The sequence below is a fragment of the Acuticoccus sediminis genome (genome assembly GCF_003258595.1).
Classification (GTDB): domain Bacteria; phylum Pseudomonadota; class Alphaproteobacteria; order Rhizobiales; family Amorphaceae; genus Acuticoccus; species Acuticoccus sediminis.
The window spans coordinates 603038-628420 of sequence record NZ_QHHQ01000001.1 but is presented as its reverse complement, the minus strand read 5'-3'; the positions used below and the strand labels follow the sequence as shown (position 1 = coordinate 628420).

The window sequence follows — 25383 nt, the reverse complement described above, 5'->3', positions numbered from 1 at the left end:
TTCCAATGCCCGGTCGTCTGCTCGCCGGTCTGGCTGCCGCCGTCGCCGCCACGGCCGTAATCCTCCAGTTCGTCGCGACGACCTGGAACTTCGCGGCAGAGGGCAAGACCGCGCTCGACGCGCTGTGGCGCCTCGCCGGCTTCTTCACGATCTGGGGCAACATCGCGGTCGCGCTGGTCGGCGGCACCGTTGCGCTGCGGCCCGCACGCTGGTTCGCGGACGCGCGGGTGCGGCTCGCGACGCTGTCGGCCATCATCATCGTCGGCCTCGTCTACGCCGTGCTGCTGCGCTACCAGCTCCAGCAGTCCCACGGCCTGCAGCGCTTCGCGAGCCACCTGCTGCACGACGTCGTGCCGCCGCTCTTCACCGTCGCCTGGATCGCCGGTCGCCACGGCAGGCTCGCCCTGCGCGATGCGCTCTGGGCCATCGTCCTGCCGGGCGTCTACCTCGTCTACGTGCTCTTCCGCTCCACCCTGGGCGGGTTCGAGCCGTACTGGTTCCTCGACCTCGCGACGCTCGGTCCCGCCCTCTACGCGCGCAACGCCGCAGGTCTCGCGTTCGCCTTCGCGGCGATGGGACTGCTCGTCGTCCTGGCCGACAGGGGGCTCGGACGCTTGGCACAGCACCCATCCTCGGGATAGAGCACGGTGCGTAGATGCGTCGCATCCGACGGCGCGCTCGTCCCGACCCTCCCGGCGCCCGCCTGACGCGAGACATTCATGGACTACCGCAAACTCGGCCGCACGGATCTCACCGTGTCGGTGCTCTCCCTCGGCACGATGACCTTCGGCCGCCAGAACACGCCCGAAGAAGCCTTCGAGATCATGGACCGCTCGCTCGACGCGGGCGTCAACCTCTTCGACAACGCCGAGATGTACCCGATCCCGCCGGCGGAGGAGACCAGGTTCCGCTGCGAGGAGATCATGGGCGACTGGTTCGCCGCCCGCCCCGGCGCGCGGCAGAAGGTCCTGATCGCCACGAAGGTCGCCGGTCGCTCGCCGATGACCTGGATGCGCTCCGACCGGCACGAGCCGCGCCTCAAGGCGGCCGACATCAACGAGGCGGTCGACGGCTCGCTGAAGCGGCTAAAGACCGACTACATCGACCTCTACCAGGTGCACTGGCCGGACCGGGTCGTGCCGCAGTTCGGCAGCAACCCGACCGTCTTCAACGTGCCGAAGAAGGCCGAGGACGAGACGCCCATCGAGGAAACGCTCGACACGCTCGGCAAGCTGGTCGACGCCGGCAAGGTGCGCCACATCGGCGTCTCCAACGAGTCCACCTGGGGCGTGATGCAATACCTGCGGGCATCCGAGACGAAAGGCCTGCCGCGCATCGCCTCGATCCAGAATGCCTACAGCCTGCTGAACCGCACGTTCGAGGTGAACCTCGCCGAGGCGTGCATGCGGGAGGACATCGGCCTTCTCTGCTACTCGGCGCTGGCGCAGGGCTACCTCACCGGCAAGTACCGCAACGGCGCGCTGCCGGAGGGGGCGCGCAAGACCCTCTTCGACCGCCTCCAGCGCTACGAGGGTCCCGGCGCCGAGGAGGTCAACGACATGTACGTCGCGATGGCCGAGGAGGCCGGGCTCGATCCGGCGCAGATGGCCCTCGCATTCGCCATGTCGCGCCCCTTCATGACGAGCGTGATCATGGGCGCCACGCGGATGAGCCAGCTCGAAGCCGTCCTCGGCAGCGTTGAGGTGAATCTCCCGGCCGACCTCCTCGAGGCCATCGACACGCTGCATCGCTCGCGGGGCAACGTCGCACCATGAGCATGCTGCTTCCCGACGCCGTCGCGCCGCTGGGCGCGCTCTTCCTCATCATCCTCAGCTTCTTCACGAGCGCGCTGACGGCGGCCGTCGGCATCGGCGGCGGCGTCGTGCTGCTCGCCGCGTTGACGTTCGTCGCGCCTCCGGCAGCGCTCGTCCCGGTCCACGGCGTGGTCCAGCTCGGCTCCAACACCGGCCGCGCCATCGTGCTCGCCCGCAACGTGGCGCTCCGGCTGATCGTCCCCTACGCGCTGGGCGCCATCGTCGGCGCCATCCTCGGCGGCATGCTGGTCGTGGAGCTGCCCGGCGAGGTGATCCTGCTCGCCATCGGCGTCACCATCCTCGTCACCACGTGGATGAAGATGCCGCCGCTCGGCAAGGGCGAGACCGGCGTGCTGGCGGGCGGCGGACTGGTCGCGACGTTCCTCACCATGTTCGTCGGCGCCACGGGACCGTTCGTCATGATGATCCTGCGCCAGTCGGGCCTGCCGCACACGCGGCTGGTGGCGACCCACGCCATGGCGATGGTCATCCAGCACGGGCTCAAGGTGGTGGCCTTCACCGCTCTCGGCTTCGCCTTCGCCGACTGGGCGCCGTTGATGATCGCCATGATCGCCTCGGGGTTCGCGGGCACGCTCGTCGGCGCGCGCCTCCTGCACAAGCTGCCCGAGGCGACGCTGAAGAAGGCGCTCAACATCGTCCTGACGCTGATCGCCATCCAACTCATCCTGCGCGCGCTGTCGGAGCTGATCTGACCCGCGCCGGTACCATCCCAGCCACCGGAGGATAGGCCATGACGGACCTCGTCACCCAGGCGGACATCGCCGCCGCCGCCGAGCGCATCGCCCCCTACGTCCGGCGCACGCCCCTCCTTCGGCTCGATGCGCCGGTACCGTGCGAACTGAAGCTCGAGCAGCTGCAGGCGACGGGCTCCTTCAAGGTGCGCGGCGCCTTCAACACGCTCCTGTCGGTCGACGTACCGGACGGCGGGGTCGCGGCGGCCTCCGGCGGCAACCACGGCGCGGCCGTCGCCTATGCGGCGCATACCCTCGGCCACAAGGCCGCGATCTTCGTGCCGACGATCTCCAGCCCCGCGAAGGTCAGCGTGATCCGCGAGGCCGGCGCGGACCTCACCATCGGCGGCGCCCGCTATGCCGAGGCGCTCGAGGCCTGCGAGGCCTACCGCGCGGAGACCGGCGCCATCGGCGTCCACGCCTACGACGCGCCGCTCACGGTGGCCGGCCAGGGCACGGTCGGCGCGGAGTGGGAGGCGGACACCGCTGGGCTCGACACCGTGCTGGTCGCGGTCGGCGGGGGCGGGCTCATCTCCGGCGTCGCCGCCTGGTTCGGCGGGCGCGTGAAGGTGGTCGGCGTCGAGCCGGAGGGCTCGAGGGCGCTCGCCGCCGCGCTGGAGGCGGGCCGGCCGGTGGACGTCGACGTCGAGTCGGTCGCGGCGGACTCGCTGGGCTCGCGCAGCGTCGGCGCGCTCAACCTCGCGCTCGCACAGGCCTACGTCGACCACGTCGCGCTCGTCACCGACGCGGCGATCCGCGACGCGCAGCGCACCCTCTGGCGCCAGGCCCGCATCGTCACGGAGCCGGGCGGCGCCGCCGCCTACGCCGCGCTCCTCTCCGGAGCCTACCGGCCGGCGGACGGCGAGCGCGTCGGCGTCCTCGTCTGCGGCGCCAATACCGACCCCGCGACCTTCGCAGACGTCCTCGAGGAGGGGTGATAGGGTTCTCCCAAAACGGGAGGTGCCCATGAGCTTCACGCCCTACATCCACTTCCAGGGCAATTGCCGCGAGGCGATGACCCGCTACGCCGAGATCTTCGGCGCGAAACTCAACATCATCACCTACAACGACGCCCCCGAGGGACAGACGGTGCCCCGGTCCGACCGGGTGATGCACTCCGACATCCTCACCGAAACGGGATCGCTGCTGATGGCGAGCGACTTCCCCGAGGGGATGGAGGGCGCGCCCCAGGCGGCGGTCACAATCAGCCGGATCGTCGACACCGAGCCCGAGGGCCGGGACGTCTTCGGCCAGCTGTCCGAGGGTGGAACCGTCATCGTCGACTACGGCCCGACCTACTGGTCGCAGGGATTCGGCATGCTCAAGGACCGCTTCGGCACGCACTGGATGGTCATGGTGGCGACCGACGGATGACGACGAAGGCCGCGATGGTTCTTTCGCGTCAGGCGGAAAGGGTCTAGCAAGACGAAAAATTCGAAAGGACGCCCATGCCCTCCCTTCTCCTCCTGCCCGGTGACGGAATCGGCCCCGAGATCATGGCCGCGACGAAGCGGGTGATCGAGTACTTCAACGCCAAGGGCGCCGGCTTCGAGCTCACCGAAGGTCTCGTCGGCGGGGCCGGCTACGACGCCGACGGCACGCCCTTGCCGCCGGCCACGCTGGAGAAGGCCGAGGCGGCCGACGCCATGCTGTTCGGCGCGGTCGGTGGTCCGAAGTGGGACAACCTCGCGTACGACCTGCGGCCGGAGGCGGGGCTCCTGGGGCTTCGCAAGCACTTCGAGCTCTTCGCCAACCTGCGCCCCGCGATCAGCTATCCGGCACTCGCCGACTCCTCCTCGCTCAAGCGAGAGGTGGTCGAAGGCCTCGACATCATCATCGTGCGCGAGCTGACCGGCGGCGTGTACTTCGGCGAGCCGAAGACGATCGAGGACATCGGCAACGGCCAGAAGCGCGCCATCGACACCCAGATCTACGACACCTACGAGATCGAACGCATCGCCCGCGCGGCCTTCGACCTCGCCCGCGCCCGCCGGCGCAAGGTGACGTCGATGGAGAAGCGCAACGTCATGAAGTCGGGCCTCCTGTGGCGCGAGGTCGTCGAGGCCACGCACAAGCAGGGCTACGAGGACGTCGAGCTGCAGCACATGCTGGCCGACGCCGGCGCCATGCAGCTCGTTCGTGATCCGAAGCAGTTCGACGTCGTGGTCACCGACAACCTCTTCGGCGACATGCTGTCGGACATCGCCGCCCAGCTCACCGGCTCGCTCGGCATGCTGCCCAGCGCGTCGCTGGGCGCGGTCGACGAGAAGACCGGCCGCCGCCGCGCGCTCTACGAGCCGGTCCACGGCTCGGCGCCGGACATCGCCGGCCAGGGGATCGCCAACCCGATCGCGATGATCGCGTCCTTCGGCATGGCGCTGAAGTACTCCTTCGGCATGCTCGACGAGGCCAACGCGCTGGATGACGCCATCGCCGGCGCCCTCGCCGACGGCCTGCGCACGGCGGACATCGCCGCCGGCGCCCCGTCGATCGACACCGAGGGCATGACAGACGCGATCATCGCCCAGCTCGAGAAGCGCTCCTAAGCCAGCCATCGGTGGCGGCGTCCCGCGCGGGACGCCGCCATTGACCGCGCCTATGGAGGCGCCTTGCGGGATGCCGTGCGCCTCTGACCGCCGCGTCCGCCCGATGCGCCTGCCGGCATTCGGGTGTAAGGCGGGGCCTCGATAACTAGAGGCTAAAATGCCCCTCAACGACAATGCCCGTGGCGCGCTCATCATGACCGCCGCCATGGCGGGGTTCACCTGTAACGACGCGGCGATGAAGCTCGCGTTCGAGAACGTCCCGGTCGCCCAGGGGATCTTCGCACGCGGCGTGATGAGCGGCGTCCTGATCCTGCTTCTCGCGTGGCGCACCGGCGCCCTCGGCTACCGCCCGACCCGGCGTGGCACCGTGGTCATCGCGCTGCGCAGCGCATGCGAGCTCGGCTCCACCATCACATTCCTGCAGGCGCTCGCGGTGATGCCGCTCGCCACCGCCAGCAGCGTGCTGCAGTTCGTCCCGCTGGCGGTCACGATGGTCGCGGCGCTCCTGTTCAGGGAGCCCGTGGGCTGGCGGCGCTGGTCGGCGATCGCGGTCGGCTTCGTCGGCGTGATGGTGATGATCCGTCCGGGCGGCGAGGCGTTCGACACCAACATCCTCTACCCCCTCGGCACGGTCGCCTTCATCACCGTGCGCGACATGCTCACCCGCTCGCTCGACCCGGACACCCCGTCGGTCTTCGCGAGCGTCGTCACCATCGTCGCCGTCACCATCTTCGCCGGCGCGCTGATGCCCGCCCAGGGGACCGTCGGGCTGGACCAGGCGACGGCGATCGTCATCCTCGTCGCGTCGACGATCATCCTCGTGGGCTACATCCTCAGCATCACGGCGATGCGGGTGGGCGACATCTCCGCCGTCTCGCCGTTCCGCTATACCGGCCTCCTCTGGGCGATGCTGCTGGGGTACTTCGTGTTCGACGAGGTGCCGGACGGCCCGACCTTCATCGGCGCCGGTCTGGTCGTCGCCGCCGGTCTCTATACCCTGTGGCGCGAGACGCTGGTCGGGCGCGGGCACCCGGCCGCCTCGGCCTCGACCCGCCCCTTTTCCGCAAGCGACGGCGGCGCATGACGGGACAATGTTTCACGTGAAGCGCTTACCCTGAGCGCGGCGGCCCCGATCGGAGCGCCGCCCAAGGACCGATGACCGTCCGAGCCTTATTGGCGGCCGGGGGACGCCCTATATCGCACGCGATGTCCGAAACGCTTCTCGCCCTGACGCCCGAGGGGCTCTACTGCCCCGCCGGCGGCTTCCACATCGACCCCATCCGGCCCGTGCCGCGCGCGGCGATCACGCACGGTCACGCCGACCACGCCCGACCGGGCCACGCCGCCGTGCTCGCCACGCCCGAGACACTGGGCATCATGGCCGTTCGCTACGGCGAGGCCTTCGCCGGCACGCGCCAGGGGATCGGCTACGGCGAGGCTGTCCGGATCGGCGACGTCACCGTGCGCTTCCACCCTGCCGGCCACGTGCTCGGCTCGGCGCAGATCTCGCTCGAGGCGGGAGGGCGTCGCGCGGTCGTCTCCGGCGACTACAAGCGGCAGACGGATCCGACGTGCGCGCCGTTCGAGCTCGTCCCGTGCGATCACTTCGTCACGGAGGCGACGTTCGCGCTGCCGGTGTTCCGCCATCCCGACGCGGCGGACGAGGTGGCGACGCTGCTCCAGTCCGTCGGCCTGTTCCCGGACCGGCCGCACCTCGTCGGCGCCTACGCGCTCGGGAAGGCGCAGCGCGTCCTCGCGCTGATCCGGGCCGCCGGCTACGACCGTCCCGTCTACCTGCACGGCGCGCTGGAGCGGCTGACGGCGCACTACGAGTCCGAGGGGCAGGACTTCGGCACGCTGCTGCCGGTGCGCGACGTCGACCGCAAGTCTCTCGCGGGAGAGATCGTCCTGTGCCCGCCCGGCTCGCTCAACGACCGCTGGGCGCAGCGCTTCGGCGACGCGGTGACCGCCTTCGCATCGGGCTGGATGCGCGTGCGGGCGAGGGCACGGCAGCGCGGCGTCGAGCTGCCGCTGGTCATCTCCGACCATGCGGACTGGGAAGACCTCTGCACCACGATCGTGGAGACCGGGGCCGAGCAGGTCTGGGTCACGCACGGTCAGGAGGATGCGCTGTGTCACTGGGCGCGCACCAAGGGCATCGACTGCCGCCCGCTGCACCTCCTCGGCTACGGCGACGGCGACGACGGCCCGGAGGAGACGCTGACGCAGGACAACGCGCCGGCGCCCTGAGGCCGGTGCGGACGACGGGTGGCTGGGAGGCCGGATTACTGGGTCGCGTAGACGATCCGTGCGATCCAGTCGACGTCGGAGGTGCGCAGCGACACGTCGGAATGGTCCGGATTGACGGCGTGGAACTCGTACCCGTCGTCGCGGATCTCCTTCAGCACCTTCACCGCGACCTCGTTGTTGGTCAGCTTGACCACGACGCGATCGCCGGCGTTGGCCGCCGCGTTCGGCGAGATGAAGAGCACGTCGCCATCACGGTAGAGGGGCTGCATCGAATCGCCGACGACGGACAGGGCGTAGAGCGGCTCGTGCCGGCGGTCGGGGAAGGAGATGATGCGCGGCGGGCTGGGAACGGCGACACTGTCCGTCCCGGCGGGGAGCGAGCTTTCGAACCCGGCGTGGGCCTCGCCGATCAGCGGGATCGACACGTGCGGCGCCTGACGGCCGGTGTCCGCGAAGCCGAACAGCTGGGAGATCGAAGTATTCGTCGCCTTCAGGATCTTGGCGATCGATTCGGTCGAGGGCCAGCGCGGCCGGCCATCCGACGCGAAGCGCTTGCTCTTATTAAAAGTTGTAGGATCAAGTCCACTACGGCGGGCAAGTCCTGAGGGGGACATCCCGTGCTTCGCCGCAAGCTCGTCGATCGCGTTCCACACGTCGTTATGAGCGAGCATTGCCCCCTCCTGCTCACAGGCGAACACCACTTGGAGTAACCTCGAGAAGGTTCCTCGACGTAAAAGCGCCCGTCGAAAATTCAGTTTGTTCTGGATTGATGTAGCATATGTAACGCGTGCGAGGAACCTGGGTTTGCCGCTCGACCGCCGCAAACCACGCCCTCTCCAGACCCTTAGGATCCCCGTGGAAGAATCCGGAACGATCTACAAGCTCCTGCGCCCTACAGAGCTTGCGACATTCGTCACAAAATGGACTTTTGAAGGATCGGAGGATGACGTCCGCGACGGCTTCATCCACCTGTCGACCGAAGGTCAGATGTCCGGCACTCTCGAGAAACACTTTTCCCGAGATTCGAACATTTTTGCGCTGGATTGCAGCCTTTTAATCGGGACTGCGAAATTGGTCTGGGAGCCGTCGCGCGGCGGGCAATTGTTCCCGCACCTCTATCGCCCGCTGCAGATGAGCGACGTCCGCGCCATCATTCCGTTGCCCGGAAAAATCTGGCCGGTTGCAATCTAAGGACTGCAGTCCTGCAAATCGGCAAGACAGGGTGCGACGCTCCGCCGCACCCTGATGCGACGTTATGCGGCCTCGGCGCGGGCCGTCAGCAATTTCCGGTTCACGAGAAGTTCAGCGATCTGCACCGCGTTCAGCGCGGCACCCTTGCGCAGGTTGTCGCTCACCACCCACATCGCCAGGCCGTTCTCGACCGTCGGGTCCTCGCGGATGCGGCTGATGTACGTGGCGTCCTCGCCGGCCGCCTCGTACGGCGTCATGTAACCGCCTGGCTCCCGCTTATCGATCACCAGGCAACCCGGCGCCTCGCGCAGGATGTCCCGTGCCTCGTCCGCCGACAGCGGCTCCTCGAGCTCGATGTTCACGGCCTCGGAGTGGGAGATGAAGACCGGCACGCGCACGCAGGTCGCATGCAGCTTGATCTTCGGGTCGAGGATCTTCTTGGTCTCGACCACCATCTTCCACTCCTCCTTCGTCGAACCGTCGTCCATGAAGACGTCGATGTGAGGAATGACGTTGAAGGCCATGCGCTTCGGGAACTTCTTGGACTGCACCTCGTCCGAGACGAAGACGGCCCGCGTCTGCGCGAAGAGGTCGTCCATCGCCTCCTTGCCGGCGCCCGAAACCGACTGATAGGTCGACACCACGACGCGCTTGATCTTCGCGCGCTCGTGGATCGGCTTCAGCGCCACGACGAGCTGCGCCGTCGAGCAGTTCGGGTTGGCGATGATATTCTTCTTCGTGAAGCCCGCGACCGCGTCGGCATTCACCTCGGGAACGATCAGCGGCACGTCCGGGTCGGTCCGGAAGGCGGACGAGTTGTCGATCACCACCGCGCCCTGCTTGGCGATCTTCGGGCCCCACTCGCGCGACACGTCACCGCCCGCGGACATCAGGCAGATGTCCACGTTCGAAAAGTCGGTAGTCTCCAGCGCCTCGCATTTCAGGGTCTTGTCGCCGAAGGAGACCTCGGTCCCCTGGCTGCGACGCGACGCGACCGCGACGACCTTGTCGGCCGGGAAGCCGCGCTCGGCCATGATATCGAGAATTTCGCGGCCGACGTTCCCCGTCGCGCCGACGACTGCTACCGTGTAGCCCATCTGCCTAACTCCTAGAGACTGGCGCGTGTAATGGCGGAGATGACACCATGTGTCCATCCGCCCGTGGCGAGAACCTTGCCTCCCCGGACCCCAGATGGGCACGCGAATCCGCAAATGCGACGGCCCTACGACTCGCGGCGACGCCGTCTCGTCCTGAATGATCGCGCCAATCATCGCAGCGCGATTGCAGCGGGGCCCTTCCGCAACCTATTTCCGGTGCCGCGCGTTGGTGGGCGAACAGGCGCCCATCCCCCCGCCAGGCCGGGCGCACCACAACGGATACCCGATCTATGAAGCGGTTTTCGTGCCGGAACTGCGGCAACGAGGTTCACTTTGAGTCCACGCAGTGCGTTCGCTGCGGGAATGCGCTCGGGTTCGACGCCGTCACCGGCAACATGCTGTCCACCCCGCAGGGCTCGCCGTGGTCCAACGGGCAAACCACGTACAACGCGTGCGCCAACGCCGCGCACCTCGCCTGCAACTGGCTGGTCCCGGCCTCCAGCGGCAACACGCTGTGCCAGGCCTGCTCGCACAACCGGACCATACCGGACCTCTCCGACCCCGAGGCGGTCGAGCTGTGGCGCAACCTCGAGCAGGCCAAGCGCTACCTCTTCTATTCCATCATCCGCTGGAACCTGCCGCAGCCGACGGTGGCCGAGGATCCCGACCGGGGCCTCGCCTTCGACTTCCTCGCCGACCAGCAGAATGGCGACGGTACCGTCACGCCGGTGCTGACCGGCCATGCCGACGGGCTCGTCACCATCAACATCGCCGAGGGCGACGATGCCGAGCGCGAGCGGCGCCGCACGGAGATGGGCGAGCCCTACCGCACCCTCGTCGGCCACTTCCGCCACGAGGTGGGGCACTACTACTGGGACCGCCTGGTGCGCGACGCAGGCAAGGAGGACGCCTACCGCGCCGTGTTCGGCGACGAGCGGGCCGACTACGCCGCCGCGCTGCAGAACCACTACGCCAGCGGGCCGCCGGTGGACTGGGCGAACGCCTACATCTCCTCCTACGCCACCGCGCACCCGTGGGAGGACTGGGCCGAGACGTTCGCCCACTACATCCATATCGTCGACGCGCTGGAGACGGCGGCCGCGTTCGGCCTGCGCACGACCGGGCTCGGCAACAACGGCAGCCACCACGTCGACTTCGACCCCTACACCCAGGGCGCGATCAGCGACCTCCTGCACGCCTGGGTGCCCGTCACGGTGGCGATGAACGCGATCAACCGCTCCATGGGGCAGCCGGACCTCTACCCGTTCGTCCTCAACAAGCCGGTCGAGGAGAAGCTCGGCTTCGTGCACGACCTCATCCGCAGTCACGCCCGCACGACCGCCATCACCCAGAAACGCCCCTGGTGGCGTATCGGCCGCTGACGGCCGGCCGTCGGCCGCGGTGGTGTCGGAGCGCTGCGGGGCACTTATGTTACGCGTGTGCTCACTTCGCCCGACACCATCCGCGCCGAGGGCGCCCTGCCGGAACCGTTCGCCGAATGGTTCTCCGCTCAGGGATGGACTCCGCGCCCCCACCAGCTCGCACTGATCGAGAAGGCCGAGGAGGGTAGGTCCACCCTCCTCATCGCCCCGACCGGTGCGGGCAAGACGCTCGCCGGCTTCCTGCCGAGCCTGATCGAGATCACCGACGAGAACCGTCGCCGCAACGCCCCGCTGCGGGAAGGCCCTCACACCCTCTACATCTCGCCACTGAAGGCGCTCGCGGTCGACATCGCGCGCAACCTCGAGCGCCCGATCACCGAGATGGGCCTTCCCATCGCCCACGAGACGCGCACCGGCGACACGCCGCAGAACCGGCGGCGGCGACAGAAGGAGGTCCCGCCCGACATCCTCCTCACGACCGCCGAGCAGATCGCCCTCCTGGTCAGTCAGCCGGACGCCGCCCGCTTCTTCTCCGAGCTGAAGGTCATCATCGTCGACGAGCTGCATTCGCTGGTGACGTCGAAGCGCGGCGACCTTCTCTCGCTCGGCATTGCGCGTCTGCGCCGGCATGCGCCGGAGGTGCGAACGATCGGCCTCTCCGCCACCGTCGCCGAGCCGGACGACCTGCGCGGCTGGCTCGTCCCCTTCGTGCCGGCCGACCCGTCGTCACGCGAGGACGACGGCCGCGGCGTCCCGAAGCGCCGGCCCGCCGCGCCCGCGTCGGGCCTCGCCGATCTCATCGTCGTCGAAGGCGGCGCGAAACCGGACCTCTCGATCCTCAAGACCGACCAGCGTGTCCCCTGGTCGGGCCACATGACGCGCTGGGCGGTCGGCGACGTCTACCGCCTCATCAAGGAGCACGGCACCACGCTGGTGTTCGTCAATACGCGCTCCCAGGCCGAGACGCTGTTCTACGAGCTGTGGCGCATCAACGAGGACACGCTGCCGATCGCCCTCCATCACGGCTCGCTGGAGCGCGAGCAGCGCCGCAAGGTCGAGGCGGCGATGGCCCGCAACGCGCTGCGCGCGGTGGTCTGCACCTCGACGCTGGACCTCGGCATCGACTGGGGCGACGTCGACCTCGTGATCCACGTCGGCGCGCCGAAGGGGGCCTCGCGCCTCGCCCAGCGCATCGGCCGCGCCAACCACCGGATGGACGAGCCATCCAAGGCGATCCTCGTCCCGTCCAACCGGTTCGAGGTGATGGAGTGCCAGGCGGCCCTCGACGCCTCCTACCTGGGCCATCAGGACACGCCGCCGATCAAGGACGGGGCGCTCGACGTGCTCGCCCAGCACGTCGTCGGCATGGCCGTCGCCGACGCCTTCGACGCCATCGACCTCTACGAGGAGATCCGCTCGGCCTATCCCTACCGCACGCTCGACTGGGAGACGTTCGAGCGCGTGGTCGACTTCGCCGCCACCGGTGGCTATGCGCTCCGGGCCTACGAGCGCTACGCCAAGATCCGCCGCCGCAAGGACGGCCTCTGGCGCATCACCCACCCGGACGTCGCCAAGCAGTACCGGCTCAACGTCGGCACCATCGTCGAGCTCGCGATGCTGCCGGTGCGCCTCGTCTCATGGCGCCGCGGGATCCTGTCGAAGCGCGGGCCGATCCTGGGGCAGCTCGAAGAGTATTTCCTGTCGTCGCTCGCGCCGGGGGACACGTTCCTCTTCTCCGGCCAGGTGCTGAAGCTCGAGGCGGTGCGGGACAACGAGGTGCTCGTCACGAAGACGGCCCAGTCCGAGCCCAAGATCCCCTACTACGGCGGGTCGAAGTTCCCGCTGACGACCTACCTCGCCTCGGTCGTGCGCCAGATGCTCGCCGACCCCGACAACCGCACCGCGCTGCCGGAGCAGGTCCGTGACTGGCTCGAACTTCAGGGTGCCCGCTCGCGGCTGCCGAAGGCGGACGAGCTCCTGGTCGAGACCTTCCCGCGCGGCCAGCGCCACTATCTGGTCGCCTACCCCTTCGAGGGGCGCCTCGCCCACCAGACGCTCGGCATGCTCCTCACGCGCCGCATGGAACGCGCCGGCCTCCACCCGATGGGCTTCGTCGCGTCGGACTACGCCCTCGCCGTCTGGGCGCTCTCCGACCTGTCGGCCCACTTCGACGATGCGCCCAACACCATGTCCGACCTCTTCAGCGAGGACATGCTGGGCGACGATCTCGACGAGTGGCTCGCCGATTCCATGCTGATGAAGCGCACCTTCCGGGCCGTCGCGCAGATCGCCCACCTGGTGGAGCGCCGCCACCCCGGACAGGAGAAGACGGGCCGGCAGATCACTCTCTCCACGGACCTCATCTACGACGTCCTGCGCTCGCACGAGCCGGACCACATCCTCCTGCGGGCCACCTGGCAGGACGCGGCGACCGGCCTCCTCGACATCCGCCGCCTCGGCCAGATGCTGGCGCGCGTGAAGCACGACATCGTCCACGTGCGCCTGCCGCGCATCTCCCCGCTCGCGGTGCCGATCATGCTGGAGATCGGCCGCGAGCCGGTGCAGGGCGAGGGCACCGAGCAGCTCCTCGCCGACGCCGCCGAGGAGCTCGTCCGCGAGGCCATGGGCTGACCGTGCGGCGTGGCGCCGGCTACCTGCCGAGCCAGGCCCTGAAGGCCTCGTATCCCTCGTAGGAGACGGGATCGTCGGGGCAGAGGCCCGTGCTGCACTCGGCGAGCGTCGACACGCCGTTGCCGAGCACCAAGAGCACGAAAAGAAGCACCGCCAGCGTGCCGAAGATGCCCGGCCGCCCGGCGATCCCGTACTCGCGCTGCAGGAACAGCATGAGACCGCAGCCAAGGACGATCACCGCGAACACGATGAACGCCCACGTATAAAAGTGCAGCCCCAGGAAGGGCGGCCCGTAGGCGCCGGTCCCCGGCACCACGTGGAGCGCGATCTGCCGGAGCGCCACCGCCCCACCCGCGATCGCGCCGATGATCATGATGCCGTAGCCCCGCGGCGTCGGCCCGCGAAGGACGTTGAGCGCGAGGCCAGCGCCGACCGCCGCGAACCCGGCGCGCTGCAGGATGCAGAGCGGGCACGGCAGCGAGCCGTTGACGAACTGGTCGTAGAACGCGACCCCGAGCACCGCCGAAAGGGCGAAGAGTCCGAGGACGTTGAGCTGCTGGGCGAGTCGTTGGGACATGGCGTGCCTCAGAGCTCGATGTTGAGCGAGCTGGTCGCGTGGGCGGCGAACAGCGCCAAGGTGACGACGACCGTCAGGATGGTGAGCCACGCGGCCGCCATGCGCAGGCCGCACCAGCCCAGCACCATGGCGAGGGTGGCCGTGAAGAAGGGTACGCTCATCATAGCGGGGGTCTTTGCCTAGCGTCGGCGAGGACCGGCATGCGGGGTCCTCGGGGGTTTCTCTCCGCCCCGTCGGGGCCGGGGCGCGGCGGTCAGCCCGACTTTAGTCCCTCGGCTCGCACCTTGGCGAGCCCGCCCCGCCGCTCCCGGCCGCTCGGCCCACACTCCTTTCGCCGGCCGCTCCGGCACCGCCGCATCGGCCGCCTGCCACGGCGCAATGCCCTGCCGGCGATGCACCCACGGCGAACCCGGGCGGTGGACAACGGGGGCAACGTGCCACGGCCCCCGCGATGCGACGCCGCGCGCGGTGGACAGCTCCGTTAACCCCCTGTCAACCAATTCGCCGCACATGGCGACGGGTTGCGGAGGGGAACGAAATGGATACACCATTCGGCATGGCCGCCATGTCTGCCTTCACCTTCCCCGGCCCGAAGCTGCCGCGCCCCGCTGAAGGCGCCCCCGTCGCGCTCGGCCGCGCGACGCTCGCCGGGATGGACGTCCTGCTCGACCCGACCGGCGCGCTCTACTGGCCCGCCGAGGACCTCCTCGTGGTCTCCGACCTTCACCTCGAGACCGGCTCGTCCTACGCCCGGACGGGGCAGATGCTGCCGCCCTACGACACCGCGATCACCCTTGCCGCCCTCGCCGAGGCGGTCCGGCGTCACCGCCCGTCGCGTGTCCTGTCCCTGGGCGACACCTTCCACGACCCCTTCGGGGCCGAGCGCCTCGCCGGACCCGCGCGGGACATGCTCGCCTCCCTGATGGACATCGCCGAGTTCATCTGGATCACCGGCAACCATGAAAAGGACGGCGCGGCGGCCCTCGGCGGCAGCGTCCACGAGGCGATCACCATCGCCGGGACCACCTTCCGCCACATCCCCTCAGCGGAGCCGGCGGAGGAGCGGGAAGTCGCGGGCCACCTGCACCCGGCGGCGCGGATCTCGCTCAAGGGCCGCACGCTGAAGCGGCGCTGCTTCGTCGGCTGCGCGCGGCGCCTCGTCATGCCCGCCATGGGCTGCCTCACCGGCGGGCTGCCGGTAAGCGACCCGGTCTTCGCCAGCCTCTGGCCCACCACCCGGCCCGAGCTTCACCTGATGGGCCGCAACCGCGTCTACGCCCTCGGCAACAGCTGACCGCGGGCCTCGCCCCGGTCGTCGCCGGACCGCGGCCGGATCTTTGGTCGCCATTAAGGTATGACGATTGAAATGATCTGAAAGCGACCAGACGAGCGGGTTCCGATTCTGTGATGGCCCGGTCGTCCCTATATGCTAGGTCTCTACGCGGTGGTGTCACGGATCGTGGGGATGCTGAACAGACCGGACTTCGGCGACGACGATCCTTTCGAGGAGCTGGCGTCCTCTGCCTGCAATCTTCTCGCTGACAGCCTTGGTGTTCGCTACTGCGGGGTCGTCAACGCCGACGACGCGAGCCTGCGCGCCTCCTCCAGCGAATTCTGGTACCTGCCCGAGGACGTGAAGCGGCGGATCGTCAACGCGCTGTCCGACGCCGTCCTGACCGCCGAGTACGACGCCTACGTCACCCTCTCGAGCCAGCTCATCACGCTCGAAGAGCCGGACCTCGGCGGCACCATCGGCGCGCTCTTCTTTCCCGAGACCGAGGTCACCGTCTTCCACCTCGCGCCCGCCGGCCGCGAGATCGACACCACGCGCTTCCGCCGCGCCGCCGTCTCGGCCCTGCCGATCCTCTACCGCCTCGAGGACCTGCGGGCGGAGCGGCACAAGCTGCTCCAGTCCGCCAACCTCCTCCACCACGTCGAGGAGCTCGCCAAGGTCGGCGGCTGGGAGCAGACGCTCGCCTCCGGACGCATGCTGTGGTCCGACGAAGTGTACCGGATGCACGGGCTCGAGAAGGACGGCAGCATCACGCTCGACCGGATGCTGGCGCTCTACCCCTCGCCAGCGCGCGAGCGGCTGACCATGGAGCTGGAACGGGCCGCCGCCGAGCGCTCGGGCTTCGACGTCACCATGCCGATCCGCACCGCGTCGGGCGACCAGCGCATCGTGCGCACCGTCGGCCGGGCCGAGATGGGGCCGAACGGGCCGATCCTCTACGGCATCACGCAGGACGTCACATCGCAGATGTCGGCCGAGCGGCGGCAGTGGTGGGCGGCAAACCACGACACCGTCACCAAGCTCCCCAACCGCCTCCTGTTCGAGGACCGGATCGAGACGGCGGTGCAGCGGGCACGGCGCGACGACCGGACCTTCGCCCTCCTCATCATCGAGCTTGCCAACCGCAACCACACCACCACGATGTCCGGCTTCACCCTGCCGGACAAGCTGATGCTCGACGTGTCGGCGCGCCTCTCCGGCGTGACGCGCGGGTCGGACACGATCGCGCGTCTGTCACTGAACGAGTTCGCTCTCATCCTGTCGGACGTGAAGGACCGGGAATCGCTGAAGCCGGCCCTGTCGCGCCTGCAGGCCCAGGTCAGCGCGATGCGGCGGGAGGATCCGGGGATCGACGTCGTCGCCAATGTCGGCGTCGCCTTCTACCCCGAGCACGCGACCGGCGCGGAGGAGCTGACCCGTGCCGCCGAGATGGCGCTCGCGCAGTCCCGCCGCACGCCCAACGACCCGGTGCGCATCTTCGACCACCAGATCGCCAACGATATCGCCAAGCGCCGCCAGACGATCCTCGCCCGCGCCCGCGAAAGCCTGAAGAAGGGCGAGTTCGTCCCCTACTACCAGCCGCAGATCGACATCGAGACCAACCAGATCGTCGGCGCGGAGGCGCTGGTGCGCTGGCAGACGGCGGACGTCCTGCTCGACGCCAAGGACTTCGCCTACGTCCTCGACGACCATGAGGTCGGCGGCGAGGTCGGCCATGCCGTGCTCGACGGGGTGATCGCCGACATCGGCAAGCTGCGGGCGATGACGCAGCGGCCCTTCCGCATTTCCGTCAACGCCTCGCGCACCGAGGTGCTGCGCAACGACTTCCTGGACACATTCCTCGAGAAGGCGCGCAACGAGAACCTTCAGCCGAACGACTTCATCATCGAGATCACCGAGGACGTCATCATCGGCGTCGACGACCAGACCCTGCATGACAAGATCTCCTACCTCGCCTCCTCGGGCGTGGAGTTCTCGCTCGACGACTTCGGCACCGGGTACGCCTCGCTGATCCACATCACGAGCTTCCCGATCAAGGAAATCAAGATCGACAAGCAGTTCGTGTTCGGCATCGAGACCGACCGGCGCAAGCGAGCGATCGTGAAGGGGATCATCCAGATCGCGCGGTCGATGGGCCTGCATGTGATCGCCGAGGGGGTCGAGACGGTGGAGCAGCAGGAGGCGCTTCGCGAGATCGGCTGCCGCTACGTGCAGGGCTACCTCTATTCCTTCCCGCTGCCCTTCAAGGAATTCACCGCCATGCTCGAGGGCGCGCAGACCTGAGCCGGCCGCACCGGAGGCCGCCAGCGCGGGAGCAATGCGCGGGCGGCACCCCGGGTGGCCCCGGTCCTGCCTTCGGGAACGATACGCCCGCCGCTCACGGCGGTCGCGCCCGCGATCCGTCGCGCATCCCCGGGTTCGGTCAATTCAATCGCCGCCGCCGATGCGCTAGGTCTGGGCCTGGACTTTGAGGAGTGTCTGAATGCTTGCCTTGACCGGCTATATCGACCGACTGTCCGCCCGCCCCGGCGAGGACATCGCCTTCAAGCTTTCCAGCACGGGTACGGATCCGGTCAGCGTGCGCCTCGTGCGTGTCGTCAGCGCCGACCCGAACCCCGCCGGTCCCGGCATCATCGAGCACGACCTGTCGGAGGTGTTCACCACCTCCGTGCCCTCGCGCGTCCAGACGCACACCGTCGGCTCCTGGGGCACCGCGCCGCTGCCGCCGATGCCTGAGGGCCCGGTCACGCTCAGCGCCACCATCTGGCCGACCTCGCCGAAGAAGGGCGAGCAGGGCATCGTCTGCGCCCTCGGCCCGACAGGCTTCGCCCTGACCGTCGGCGCGGACGGCTGCACCAACGCCGTCGTCACCGGCGAAGGCACGCTCTCGGTGTCCACCGGCGCGCCGCTTTCGGCGCACAACTGGTACCGCGTGTGGGCGAGCTGGGACCCCTCGGCGGGCAAGCTGACGGTCGGCCAGCACGCCATCCACCCGCCCTTCGGCGCCGAACCGCCGGTCGGCGCCTCCACCACCGGCACCGTCGGCGCGATCGAATGGCCCGAGGTCGTCACCTTCGCGGCCCGCTCGGGCGCCCCCGTCTCCGGGCTCTACAACGGCAAGATCGAGGCCCCCGCGATCATCGCCGGCGCCTACGACGTGCCGCCCGAGGGCGAGGCGATCGCCGCGTGGGACTTCTCGCGCCAGATCTCCTCGACCATGCTGGAGGACACCGGACCGCACGCCTGCCACGGGTCGATCGTCAATCTCCCCGCCCGCGGCATGACCGGTTCGCTCTGGGCCGCGAAGGAGATGGCCTGGACCAATGCGCCGGCGGACTACGGCGCGATCCACTTCCACGACACCGACCTCTCCGACTGCGGCTGGGAGACCGACTTCACCTTCACCGTGCCCGAGGGGCTCAGGAGCGGCGCCTACGCGATGCGCCTGACCTGCGGCGCCGAGGAGGACTCCATCCCCTTCTACGTCGTGCCCCCGCGCGGCACGCGCACGGCGGACCTCTGCGTCCTGATCCCGACGCTGACCTACGTGGTCTACCAGAACTTCGCCCGGCCGGACTTCGGCCCCGCCTACCGCGAGCGGGTCGCCCAGCTCGGCGGCACGCCGTCCTTCCCGGCGGACCACCCCGAGTACGCCTTCTCCACCTACAACCTGCATTCTGACGGAAGCGGCGTCTGCCACTCGAGCCACCTGCGGCCGTTCCTGACGATGCGGCCGGGGCACCTGTCCTACCTCGACTATCGCGGCTCGGGCCTCCGGCACTATTCGGCCGACACCCATCTCCTGTACTTCCTGGAGGCGGAGGGGATCGAGTACGACATCGTCACCGACCACGACCTCGACGAGGAGGGCCTCGCGCTGATCGCGGACTACCCCTGCGTGACGACGACGAGCCATCCCGAGTACCACACCGAGACGACGCTCGACGCCCTGCTCGAGTACCGCAACGAGGGCGGCCGCTTCATCTACCTCGGCGGCAACGGGTTCTACTGGCGCGTCGCGCGGCATCCGGAGGTGCCGGAGGCGATCGAGATCCGGCGCGGCGAAGGCGGCATCCGTGCCTGGGCGGCCGAACCCGGCGAGTACCACAACGCGTTCGACGGCGCGTACGGCGGCCTCTGGCGCCGCTCCGGCCGGCCGCCGCAGGCGCTGGCGGGTGTCGGCTTCTCCTCGCAGGGGCCGCTCGACGGCGCGCCTTACCGGATCCTGCCGGCGGCCAGGGACCCGCGCGTCTCCTGGATCTTCGAGGGCGTGGAGCAGGAGGTGATCGGCGACGCGGGCCTTTCGGGCGGCGGAGCGGCGGGCTTCGAGCTCGACCGCGCGGACGTCCGCCTCGGCACGCCCGAACACACGGTGATCCTCGCCCGCTCTTTCGGCCACTCGGACGCCTTCATCGTCGTCCACGAGGAGATGCTGACGCACCTCACCACGGTGCCGCAGGAGCCCGCGCACGACCTGGTTCGAGCCGAAATCGTGTTCTTCGAGACGCCGAAGGGCGGCGCCGTCTTCTCCACCGGCTCCATCACCTTCTGCGGCAGCCTGCCGGACGAGGGCGGCGAACCGGGGACGGCGCGGATGCTCGCCAACGTCATCCGCCGGTTCATCGACCCGGCGCCGTTCGCGATGCCCTGAACCAGGTCGAGGGCGGCGCCGGTCCCGGCACCGCCCTCGCATATCAACCCGCACGGCCCGGCACCCGCCGGGCCGTTTGCGTTTCAGGTCGTGACGGCGGGCTTGTGGCTTTCGGCGAACGCCAGCGTCCGCTCCAGCGCGCGCGCCACCCGCAGCAGCGTCCGCTCGGCATAGGGCCGGGCGACGAGCTGGATCGCCACCGGGACGCCGTTCCCGTCGAGGCCGACCGGCAGGACGATCGCCGGCAGGCCGAGGAAGTTGAACGGCCGGGAGCAGTGGCCGATATCCTCCACCTTCGCGGCGAAACCCGGTGCGTTGTCAGGTGCGACGGGCGGCACCTCCATCGGCCACGCCGGCGTCGCGATGACGTCGACCTCGGCGAACGGTCCGTCGAGCGCGGCGGCGAGGAGCCGGGTGCGCTCCATCAGCCCGGTCAGGTACGCCTGCGCCGGCACGAAGAAGCCGCCGAGCAGGCGGGCGAGCGTCTCCGGCCCGTAGTCGGCGGCACGCTCTTCCAGCCACGCGCGGTGCTGGCCGCAGGCCTCGACCGCGATGATCATCATGTTGAGGCGGTTGGCGATCTCGATCCCCGGCAGGGCGACGTCCGAGACCTGCGCCCCCTCGCCGATCATCGCGGCGATCGCCGCCTCGAGCCGCGCGCCGACGGTCGCGGTCACCGGGTCGAAGAAGTAGGTTCGGGCGATGCCGATCCTGAGGTCGCCGAACCCGTCCTCGATCCCGGCGAGGGGGTCGGTGAAGGGCATGTCGACGGACTGCGGGTCGCCCGCGTCCGGACCGGCGAGGGCGGCCAGCATCAGCGCGGTGTCGCGCACCGTGCGGCAGAGCGGCCCCGCGGTGTCGAGGCTGCCGGACAGCGGGAAGATCCCCGACCGTCCGACCCGCCCGGCTGTCGGCTTCAGCCCGACGATGCCGCACGCGGCGGCAGGAAGGCGGATCGAGCCGCCGGTGTCCGAGCCCATCGCCGCCGGGATCGCTCCGGAGGCGACCGCCGAACCTGACCCGCTGGAGGAGCCGCCGGTCGCGTGCGCCGTGTTCCACGGGTTGCGCGGCGGGCCGGTATGGACGTTGCGCCCCTCGGCGCCGAGCGCGAACTCCACCGTGTTGAGGCGCCCGAGGTCGAGCGCGTCGGCCGCGTCGAGCATCGCGATGGTCGTCGCGGTGGTCTCCGCGACGCGGCCCCTGGCGATCTTCGATCCGGCCTCGGAGAGCCAGCCCTGGCGGTCGTAGAGGTCCTTGTGGGCGAGCGGCGCGCCGGCGAGAGGACCGACCGCCTCCCCCGCTGCGATCCGCCGGTCCAGCGCCTCGGCCCGGGCGCGCGCCGCGTCCGGCTCGAGCCGCGCCACCGCGTTGAGCTCGCCGTTGACCCGGGCGAGCGCCGCGAGGTGCGTGTCCGCCAGCTCCAGCGCCGTCACCTTGCGCCCGGCGACGGCGGTCACGATGGCCTCCAGCGAGGCCCCGCAGGTTTTGCTCACGTGTCGTCCCGCCGTTCAAGGAGCAGTCGGACGATGTCGGCCGGCATGGTCGCCACCGTCGGGTCGTGGGGGATGGCGGCGGCAACCGCCGCCATCGCGCCCGCCGTCTGTTCCGCCTGATCCACGACGGCCGCGTCGACGCCCTGCGCCGTCAGCACCGCGCGCCAGTCCGGCCCGCTCATGCGCCGGCCGCCGCGGCTGCCGGCCCGTCGCCGCGCGAGGACCACTCCCGCCCCGGGATCGAGGCGAAGAGCTCCTTCGTGTAGGCGTGCCGGGGCGCGGCGAAGACCTCCGCCGTCAGGCCCGCCTCCACGACCTCGCCGCGCTGCATGACGATGATCTTGTCGCACACCTGCGCCGCGACCCGCAGGTCGTGGGTGATGAAGACCACCGAGAGGCCGAAGCGCTCGCGGATCTCGTCCATCAGTTTCAGCACCTGCGCCTGGACCGACACGTCGAGCGCGGAGACCGGCTCGTCCGCGACCAGCACCTCCGGTTCCAGCGCGAGCGCGCGGGCGAGGCCGATGCGCTGGCGCTGGCCGCCGGAGAACTCGTGCGGGTAGCGCTCGGCCACCTTCGGGTCGAGGCCGACGAGGTCGAGCAGCTCGCGCGCCCGCTCGTGCGCGGCCTTCGCGGACTTGCCCTGGGTGATCGGCCCCTCGACCAGAATGTCCGCCACGCGCCGGCGCGGGTTCAGCGAGGCGTAGGGGTCCTGGAAGACCATCTGCACGCGGTTGCGGTACGGCTTGAGCTGCCCCTTCGACATCGGCGCGAGGTCGATCCCGTCGAGGTCGATCCTGCCGGTATCGGGCTGCAGGAGACGGACCAGGCAGCGCGCCACGGTCGTCTTGCCCGACCCCGACTCGCCGACGACGCCCAGCGTCTCGCCACGGTCGAGCGTGAAGGAGACGTCCTTGGCGGCGTGGAAGGCCGTGCCCTTGCCGAAGAGGCCGCCGCCGGAGCGGTAGACCTTGTTCAGCTTGTCGACCGTCAGCATGCGCCGGCCGAACTTGGTGCGCGGCGGGCGGGGCGTCAGGCTCGGCACGGCGCCGATCAGCGCCTTGGTGTACTCGGCCTGCGGGTCGTTGAGGATCTGGTCGGCCTTGCCCGCCTCGACCAGCTTGCCGTGCTGCATCACCACGATCTGGTCGGCGATCTCCGCCACCACGCCGAAGTCGTGCGTGATGAACATGACGCCGGTGCCGTGCTTCTCCTGCAGCTCGCGGATGAGGCGCAGGATCTGGGCCTGGGTGGTCACGTCGAGCGCGGTCGTCGGCTCGTCCGCCACCAGGATCTTCGGGTCGAGGATCAGCGCCATCGCGATCATCGCGCGCTGACGCTGCCCGCCCGAGAGCTGGTGCGGATAGGCCGCGGCGATGCGCTTGGGGTTCGGAAGGCTCACCTCGTTGAAGAGGTCGAGGATCTTCTCCCGCCGTGCCCGGCCGCCGAGCCTGGTGTGGATCGTCAGCACCTCGTCGATCTGCTTGCCCACCGTCATCAGCGGGTTCAGGGCCGTCATCGGCTCCTGGAAGATCATCGAGAGCTTCTCGCCGCGCATGAGGCGGCGCTCGTTGGCCGGCAGCGTGAGGAGATCGCGGCCCTCGAAGAGGATCTCGCCCCCGGCGATCTCCACCTTCGGCGGCAGCAGGCCCATCGCGGCGCGCGCGGTCAGCGACTTGCCGGATCCGGACTCGCCGACGACGCAGGTGATCTCACCCGGGTTGACGGTGATGTTGAGGCCCTCGACGGCGTAGGCGCGGTCCGCGCCCTTCGGCAGCGCGATCGAGAGATTGCGGACATCGAGAAGCGGCGCGGTCATGACGAGCGCTCCCGGAGCCGCGGGTTCAGGGCATCGTTGAGCCCCTCGCCGAAGAGGTTGATGGCGAGCACCGTCAGGAGGATCGCGATGCCCGGGAAGGTGCAGATCCACCACGCGCGGCGCAGCACGGTACGGCCGGCGCCGACCTGGAAGCCCCAGCTCATGATGTTGGGGTCACCGAGGCCGAGGAAGGCGAGCGCGCTCTCGATCAGGATCGCCGTCGCGACCAGCAGCGAGCCGGCGACGATGATCGGCGATATGGCGTTGGGCAGGATCTGGACGACGATGATCTTCCAGTCCGGCATCCCCATCAGCACGTTGGCCTGCACGAACTCGCGGTTGCGCAGCGAGATGAACTCGCCGCGCACCAGCCTCGCCAGCGGTGGCCAGGAGACGACCGCGATGGCGATCACGACGTTCTCGATCGACGGCGTCAGGATCGCGACGAGCAGGATAGCGAAGATGAAGGACGGGATCGTCTGGAAGACTTCCGTCACGCGCATCAGGATGTCGTCGATCCAGCCGCCATAGTAGCCGGCGAGGCCACCCATGATGGTGCCGACGGCGACGGCGACGAGCGTCGCCACGAGGCCGATCATCAGCGACGTGCGGGCGCCGTGCGCGATGCCGGCGGCGATGTCACGGCCGAGCGTGTCGGTGCCGAGCGGGAAGCCTTCCGACAGCGGCGGCAGCATCGGCCGGCCGGCGAGCGCGAAGGGATCCTGCGGGTAGATGATCGGCGCGAGCGCCGCCATCAGCACCACGAGCAGGAGGAAGCCGAGACCGACGAGCGCGGACTTGTTCCGGGCGAAGCGGCGCCAGAAGCCGAGGCGCTTCGGCGGCGCGGGAACGGTGGACACTGCGGCGTCCGTCACGACAGCTCAATCCGGGGATCGAGGAACGTGTAGAGGATGTCGACCAAAAGGTTCACCACAAGAACGAGCACGGCAGACAGGAAGAAGATGCCGAGCAGGAGGTTGAGGTCGCGCGCGAAGAGCGACTCGAAGGCGAGCTGACCGAGGCCCGGCCAGCCGAACACGGTTTCGACGATCACCGACCCGCCGATCATGGCGGAGACCTGGACGCCGGCCATCGTCACCACGGGCAGGAGCGCGTTGCGCAGCACGTGCTTGAAGGTGATGCGGCCCTCGGTGACGCCCTTGGCGCGGGCCGTCGTCACGTAGTCCATGCCCGCCTGCTCCAGCATCGAGGCGCGCATCAGGCGCGTGTAGAGCGCGAGGTAGAAGAGCGAGAGCGTGATTGCCGGAAGCACCAGGTGGTGCGCGATGTCCCAGACGCGGTCCCAGCCTTCGTTGAAGGCGGCGACGTTCTCCATCCCCGATGTCGGGAACCAGCCGAGGTTGATCGAGAAGACGACGATCAGCATCAGCCCGACCCAGAAGAGCGGCGTCGCGTAGGAGACGAGGGCGAGCACCGAGATGAGGCTGTCGCGCCAGGTGTTGAGGTTCACGGCGGCGAGCAGGCCCAAGAGGATCCCGAGACCGACGGCGAGCACGATCGTCGTCACCATGAGGATCATGGTGGGGCCGAGGCGGTCGACGATGAGGTCCCAGACGGGCATCTCGTGCCGGAAGGAGTAGCCGAAGTCACCGACGGCGATGCGGCCGACATAGTTGGCCAGCTGGATCGGCAGCGGCTGGTCGAGTCCGAACTTGGCGCGAAGCTGCTCCATGTACTCCGGCGTCGCCGAACCGGCCTCGCCGGCCAGCACGTCGACGGCATCGCCGGGGGCGAGCTTCAACAGGCAGAAATTCAGAATGATGATCGCCAGGAGGATCGGGATCGCTTGAACGATCCGGCGCGCGACGTAGCGCAGTCGTGCGTTGGGCATCAGCCCTCCGATTTGGTGATGTGCGGCCCGTAGG

The 25383-nt window shown here is 69.3% G+C and carries 23 protein-coding genes; 14 read left to right on the top strand and 9 right to left on the bottom strand.

From position 1 onward, the window contains the following. Positions 1-5 precede the first annotated feature (5 nt). The 8 genes from DLJ53_RS02705 to DLJ53_RS02670 all read left to right on the top strand — a co-directional run bounded on the left by DLJ53_RS02705 (position 6) and on the right by DLJ53_RS02670 (position 7362). Positions 6-641: a Pr6Pr family membrane protein gene (locus DLJ53_RS02705; RefSeq protein ID WP_111342126.1), complete on the top strand. Its 636-nt coding sequence runs from the start codon at positions 6-8 to the stop codon at positions 639-641. Positions 642-719: 78 nt separating this feature from the next. Further along, positions 720-1775 carry an aldo/keto reductase gene (locus tag DLJ53_RS02700; protein WP_111342124.1) on the top strand — a complete coding sequence of 352 codons (1056 nt, stop codon included), beginning with the start codon at positions 720-722 and terminating at the stop codon, positions 1773-1775. Further along, positions 1772-2527: a sulfite exporter TauE/SafE family protein gene (locus tag DLJ53_RS02695; RefSeq protein ID WP_111342122.1), complete on the top strand. Its 756-nt coding sequence runs from the start codon at positions 1772-1774 to the stop codon at positions 2525-2527. The genes DLJ53_RS02700 and DLJ53_RS02695 overlap by 4 nt, the downstream gene beginning before the upstream one ends. Positions 2528-2565: 38 nt before the next feature. Further along, positions 2566-3504 (top strand): threonine/serine dehydratase, encoded by a 939-nt coding sequence (locus DLJ53_RS02690; protein ID WP_111342120.1) that lies wholly within the window; start codon positions 2566-2568, stop codon positions 3502-3504. 28 nt (positions 3505-3532) lie between these two features. After that, entirely contained in the window at positions 3533-3940 is a 408-nt protein-coding gene (locus DLJ53_RS02685) for a VOC family protein (RefSeq protein ID WP_111342118.1), read from the top strand. 74 nt (positions 3941-4014) lie between these two features. Then, positions 4015-5112, top strand: coding sequence for a 3-isopropylmalate dehydrogenase (leuB, locus tag DLJ53_RS02680; protein WP_111342116.1), 1098 nt, complete (start codon positions 4015-4017; stop codon positions 5110-5112). Between the two features lie 157 nt (positions 5113-5269). After that, on the top strand, positions 5270-6196 hold the full coding sequence (locus DLJ53_RS02675; RefSeq protein ID WP_111342114.1) for a DMT family transporter: 927 nt from the start codon (positions 5270-5272) through the stop codon (positions 6194-6196). 122 nt (positions 6197-6318) lie between these two features. Continuing rightward, positions 6319-7362 (top strand): ligase-associated DNA damage response exonuclease, encoded by a 1044-nt coding sequence (locus DLJ53_RS02670; RefSeq protein ID WP_202912965.1) that lies wholly within the window; start codon positions 6319-6321, stop codon positions 7360-7362. 35 nt (positions 7363-7397) lie between these two features. Here DLJ53_RS02670 and DLJ53_RS02665 read toward each other — a convergent pair whose 3' ends face one another. Continuing rightward, positions 7398-8033, bottom strand: a complete 636-nt coding sequence (locus tag DLJ53_RS02665) for a S24 family peptidase (protein ID WP_111342112.1) — start codon at positions 8031-8033, stop codon at positions 7398-7400. A 133-nt stretch (positions 8034-8166) separates the two neighbouring features. On the opposite strand from DLJ53_RS02665, the gene DLJ53_RS02660 reads away from it, so the two are divergent. Continuing rightward, on the top strand, positions 8167-8553 hold the full coding sequence (locus DLJ53_RS02660) for a DUF952 domain-containing protein (protein ID WP_202912964.1): 387 nt from the start codon (positions 8167-8169) through the stop codon (positions 8551-8553). Positions 8554-8615: 62 nt separating this feature from the next. Here the strand turns inward: DLJ53_RS02660 and DLJ53_RS02655 are convergent, their stop codons facing one another. Further along, a complete protein-coding gene (locus DLJ53_RS02655) occupies positions 8616-9650 on the bottom strand; it encodes an aspartate-semialdehyde dehydrogenase (RefSeq protein ID WP_111342110.1) in 1035 nt (344 codons plus the stop codon). A gap of 290 nt (positions 9651-9940) precedes the next feature. Between DLJ53_RS02655 and DLJ53_RS02650 the strand changes: the two genes are divergently transcribed. Continuing rightward, complete coding sequence (locus DLJ53_RS02650; protein WP_111342108.1) at positions 9941-11032, top strand: zinc-binding metallopeptidase family protein; 1092 nt, start codon at positions 9941-9943, stop codon at positions 11030-11032. A 57-nt stretch (positions 11033-11089) separates the two neighbouring features. Further along, positions 11090-13663, top strand: coding sequence for a ligase-associated DNA damage response DEXH box helicase (locus DLJ53_RS02645; RefSeq protein ID WP_111342106.1), 2574 nt, complete (start codon positions 11090-11092; stop codon positions 13661-13663). 19 nt (positions 13664-13682) lie between these two features. Here the strand turns inward: DLJ53_RS02645 and DLJ53_RS02640 are convergent, their stop codons facing one another. Together DLJ53_RS02640 and DLJ53_RS35055 are read right to left on the bottom strand one after the other, a co-directional pair. Beyond that, positions 13683-14240: a disulfide bond formation protein B gene (locus DLJ53_RS02640; RefSeq protein ID WP_111342104.1), complete on the bottom strand. Its 558-nt coding sequence runs from the start codon at positions 14238-14240 to the stop codon at positions 13683-13685. Between the two features lie 8 nt (positions 14241-14248). Continuing rightward, positions 14249-14404 (bottom strand): DUF5993 family protein, encoded by a 156-nt coding sequence (locus tag DLJ53_RS35055; protein ID WP_162408801.1) that lies wholly within the window; start codon positions 14402-14404, stop codon positions 14249-14251. 374 nt (positions 14405-14778) lie between these two features. Between DLJ53_RS35055 and pdeM the strand changes: the two genes are divergently transcribed. From pdeM to DLJ53_RS02625, 3 genes are all read left to right on the top strand, one after another. After that, positions 14779-15534 (top strand): ligase-associated DNA damage response endonuclease PdeM, encoded by a 756-nt coding sequence (pdeM, locus tag DLJ53_RS02635; RefSeq protein ID WP_162408799.1) that lies wholly within the window; start codon positions 14779-14781, stop codon positions 15532-15534. A 171-nt stretch (positions 15535-15705) separates the two neighbouring features. Beyond that, positions 15706-17817, top strand: coding sequence for a putative bifunctional diguanylate cyclase/phosphodiesterase (locus tag DLJ53_RS02630; protein ID WP_162408797.1), 2112 nt, complete (start codon positions 15706-15708; stop codon positions 17815-17817). 199 nt (positions 17818-18016) lie between these two features. Beyond that, complete coding sequence (locus DLJ53_RS02625; RefSeq protein ID WP_111342098.1) at positions 18017-20185, top strand: N,N-dimethylformamidase beta subunit family domain-containing protein; 2169 nt, start codon at positions 18017-18019, stop codon at positions 20183-20185. Between the two features lie 83 nt (positions 20186-20268). On the opposite strand, the gene DLJ53_RS02620 is transcribed toward DLJ53_RS02625, so the two are convergent. From DLJ53_RS02620 to DLJ53_RS02600, 5 genes are read right to left on the bottom strand one after another with little or no spacing between them, the layout of a single operon-like run. After that, on the bottom strand, positions 20269-21678 hold the full coding sequence (locus tag DLJ53_RS02620) for an amidase (RefSeq protein ID WP_111342096.1): 1410 nt from the start codon (positions 21676-21678) through the stop codon (positions 20269-20271). Continuing rightward, entirely contained in the window at positions 21675-21860 is a 186-nt protein-coding gene (locus tag DLJ53_RS02615) for a hypothetical protein (RefSeq protein WP_146619863.1), read from the bottom strand. The genes DLJ53_RS02620 and DLJ53_RS02615 overlap by 4 nt, the downstream gene beginning before the upstream one ends. Further along, positions 21857-23497: an ABC transporter ATP-binding protein gene (locus DLJ53_RS02610; protein ID WP_111342092.1), complete on the bottom strand. Its 1641-nt coding sequence runs from the start codon at positions 23495-23497 to the stop codon at positions 21857-21859. The genes DLJ53_RS02615 and DLJ53_RS02610 overlap by 4 nt, the downstream gene beginning before the upstream one ends. After that, positions 23494-24372 carry an ABC transporter permease gene (locus tag DLJ53_RS02605; protein ID WP_111342090.1) on the bottom strand — a complete coding sequence of 293 codons (879 nt, stop codon included), beginning with the start codon at positions 24370-24372 and terminating at the stop codon, positions 23494-23496. The genes DLJ53_RS02610 and DLJ53_RS02605 overlap by 4 nt, the downstream gene beginning before the upstream one ends. Continuing rightward, positions 24369-25349 carry an ABC transporter permease gene (locus DLJ53_RS02600; RefSeq protein WP_111342088.1) on the bottom strand — a complete coding sequence of 327 codons (981 nt, stop codon included), beginning with the start codon at positions 25347-25349 and terminating at the stop codon, positions 24369-24371. Before DLJ53_RS02600 ends, DLJ53_RS02605 begins: the two co-directional genes overlap by 4 nt. Between the last annotated feature and the right edge of the window lie 34 nt (positions 25350-25383).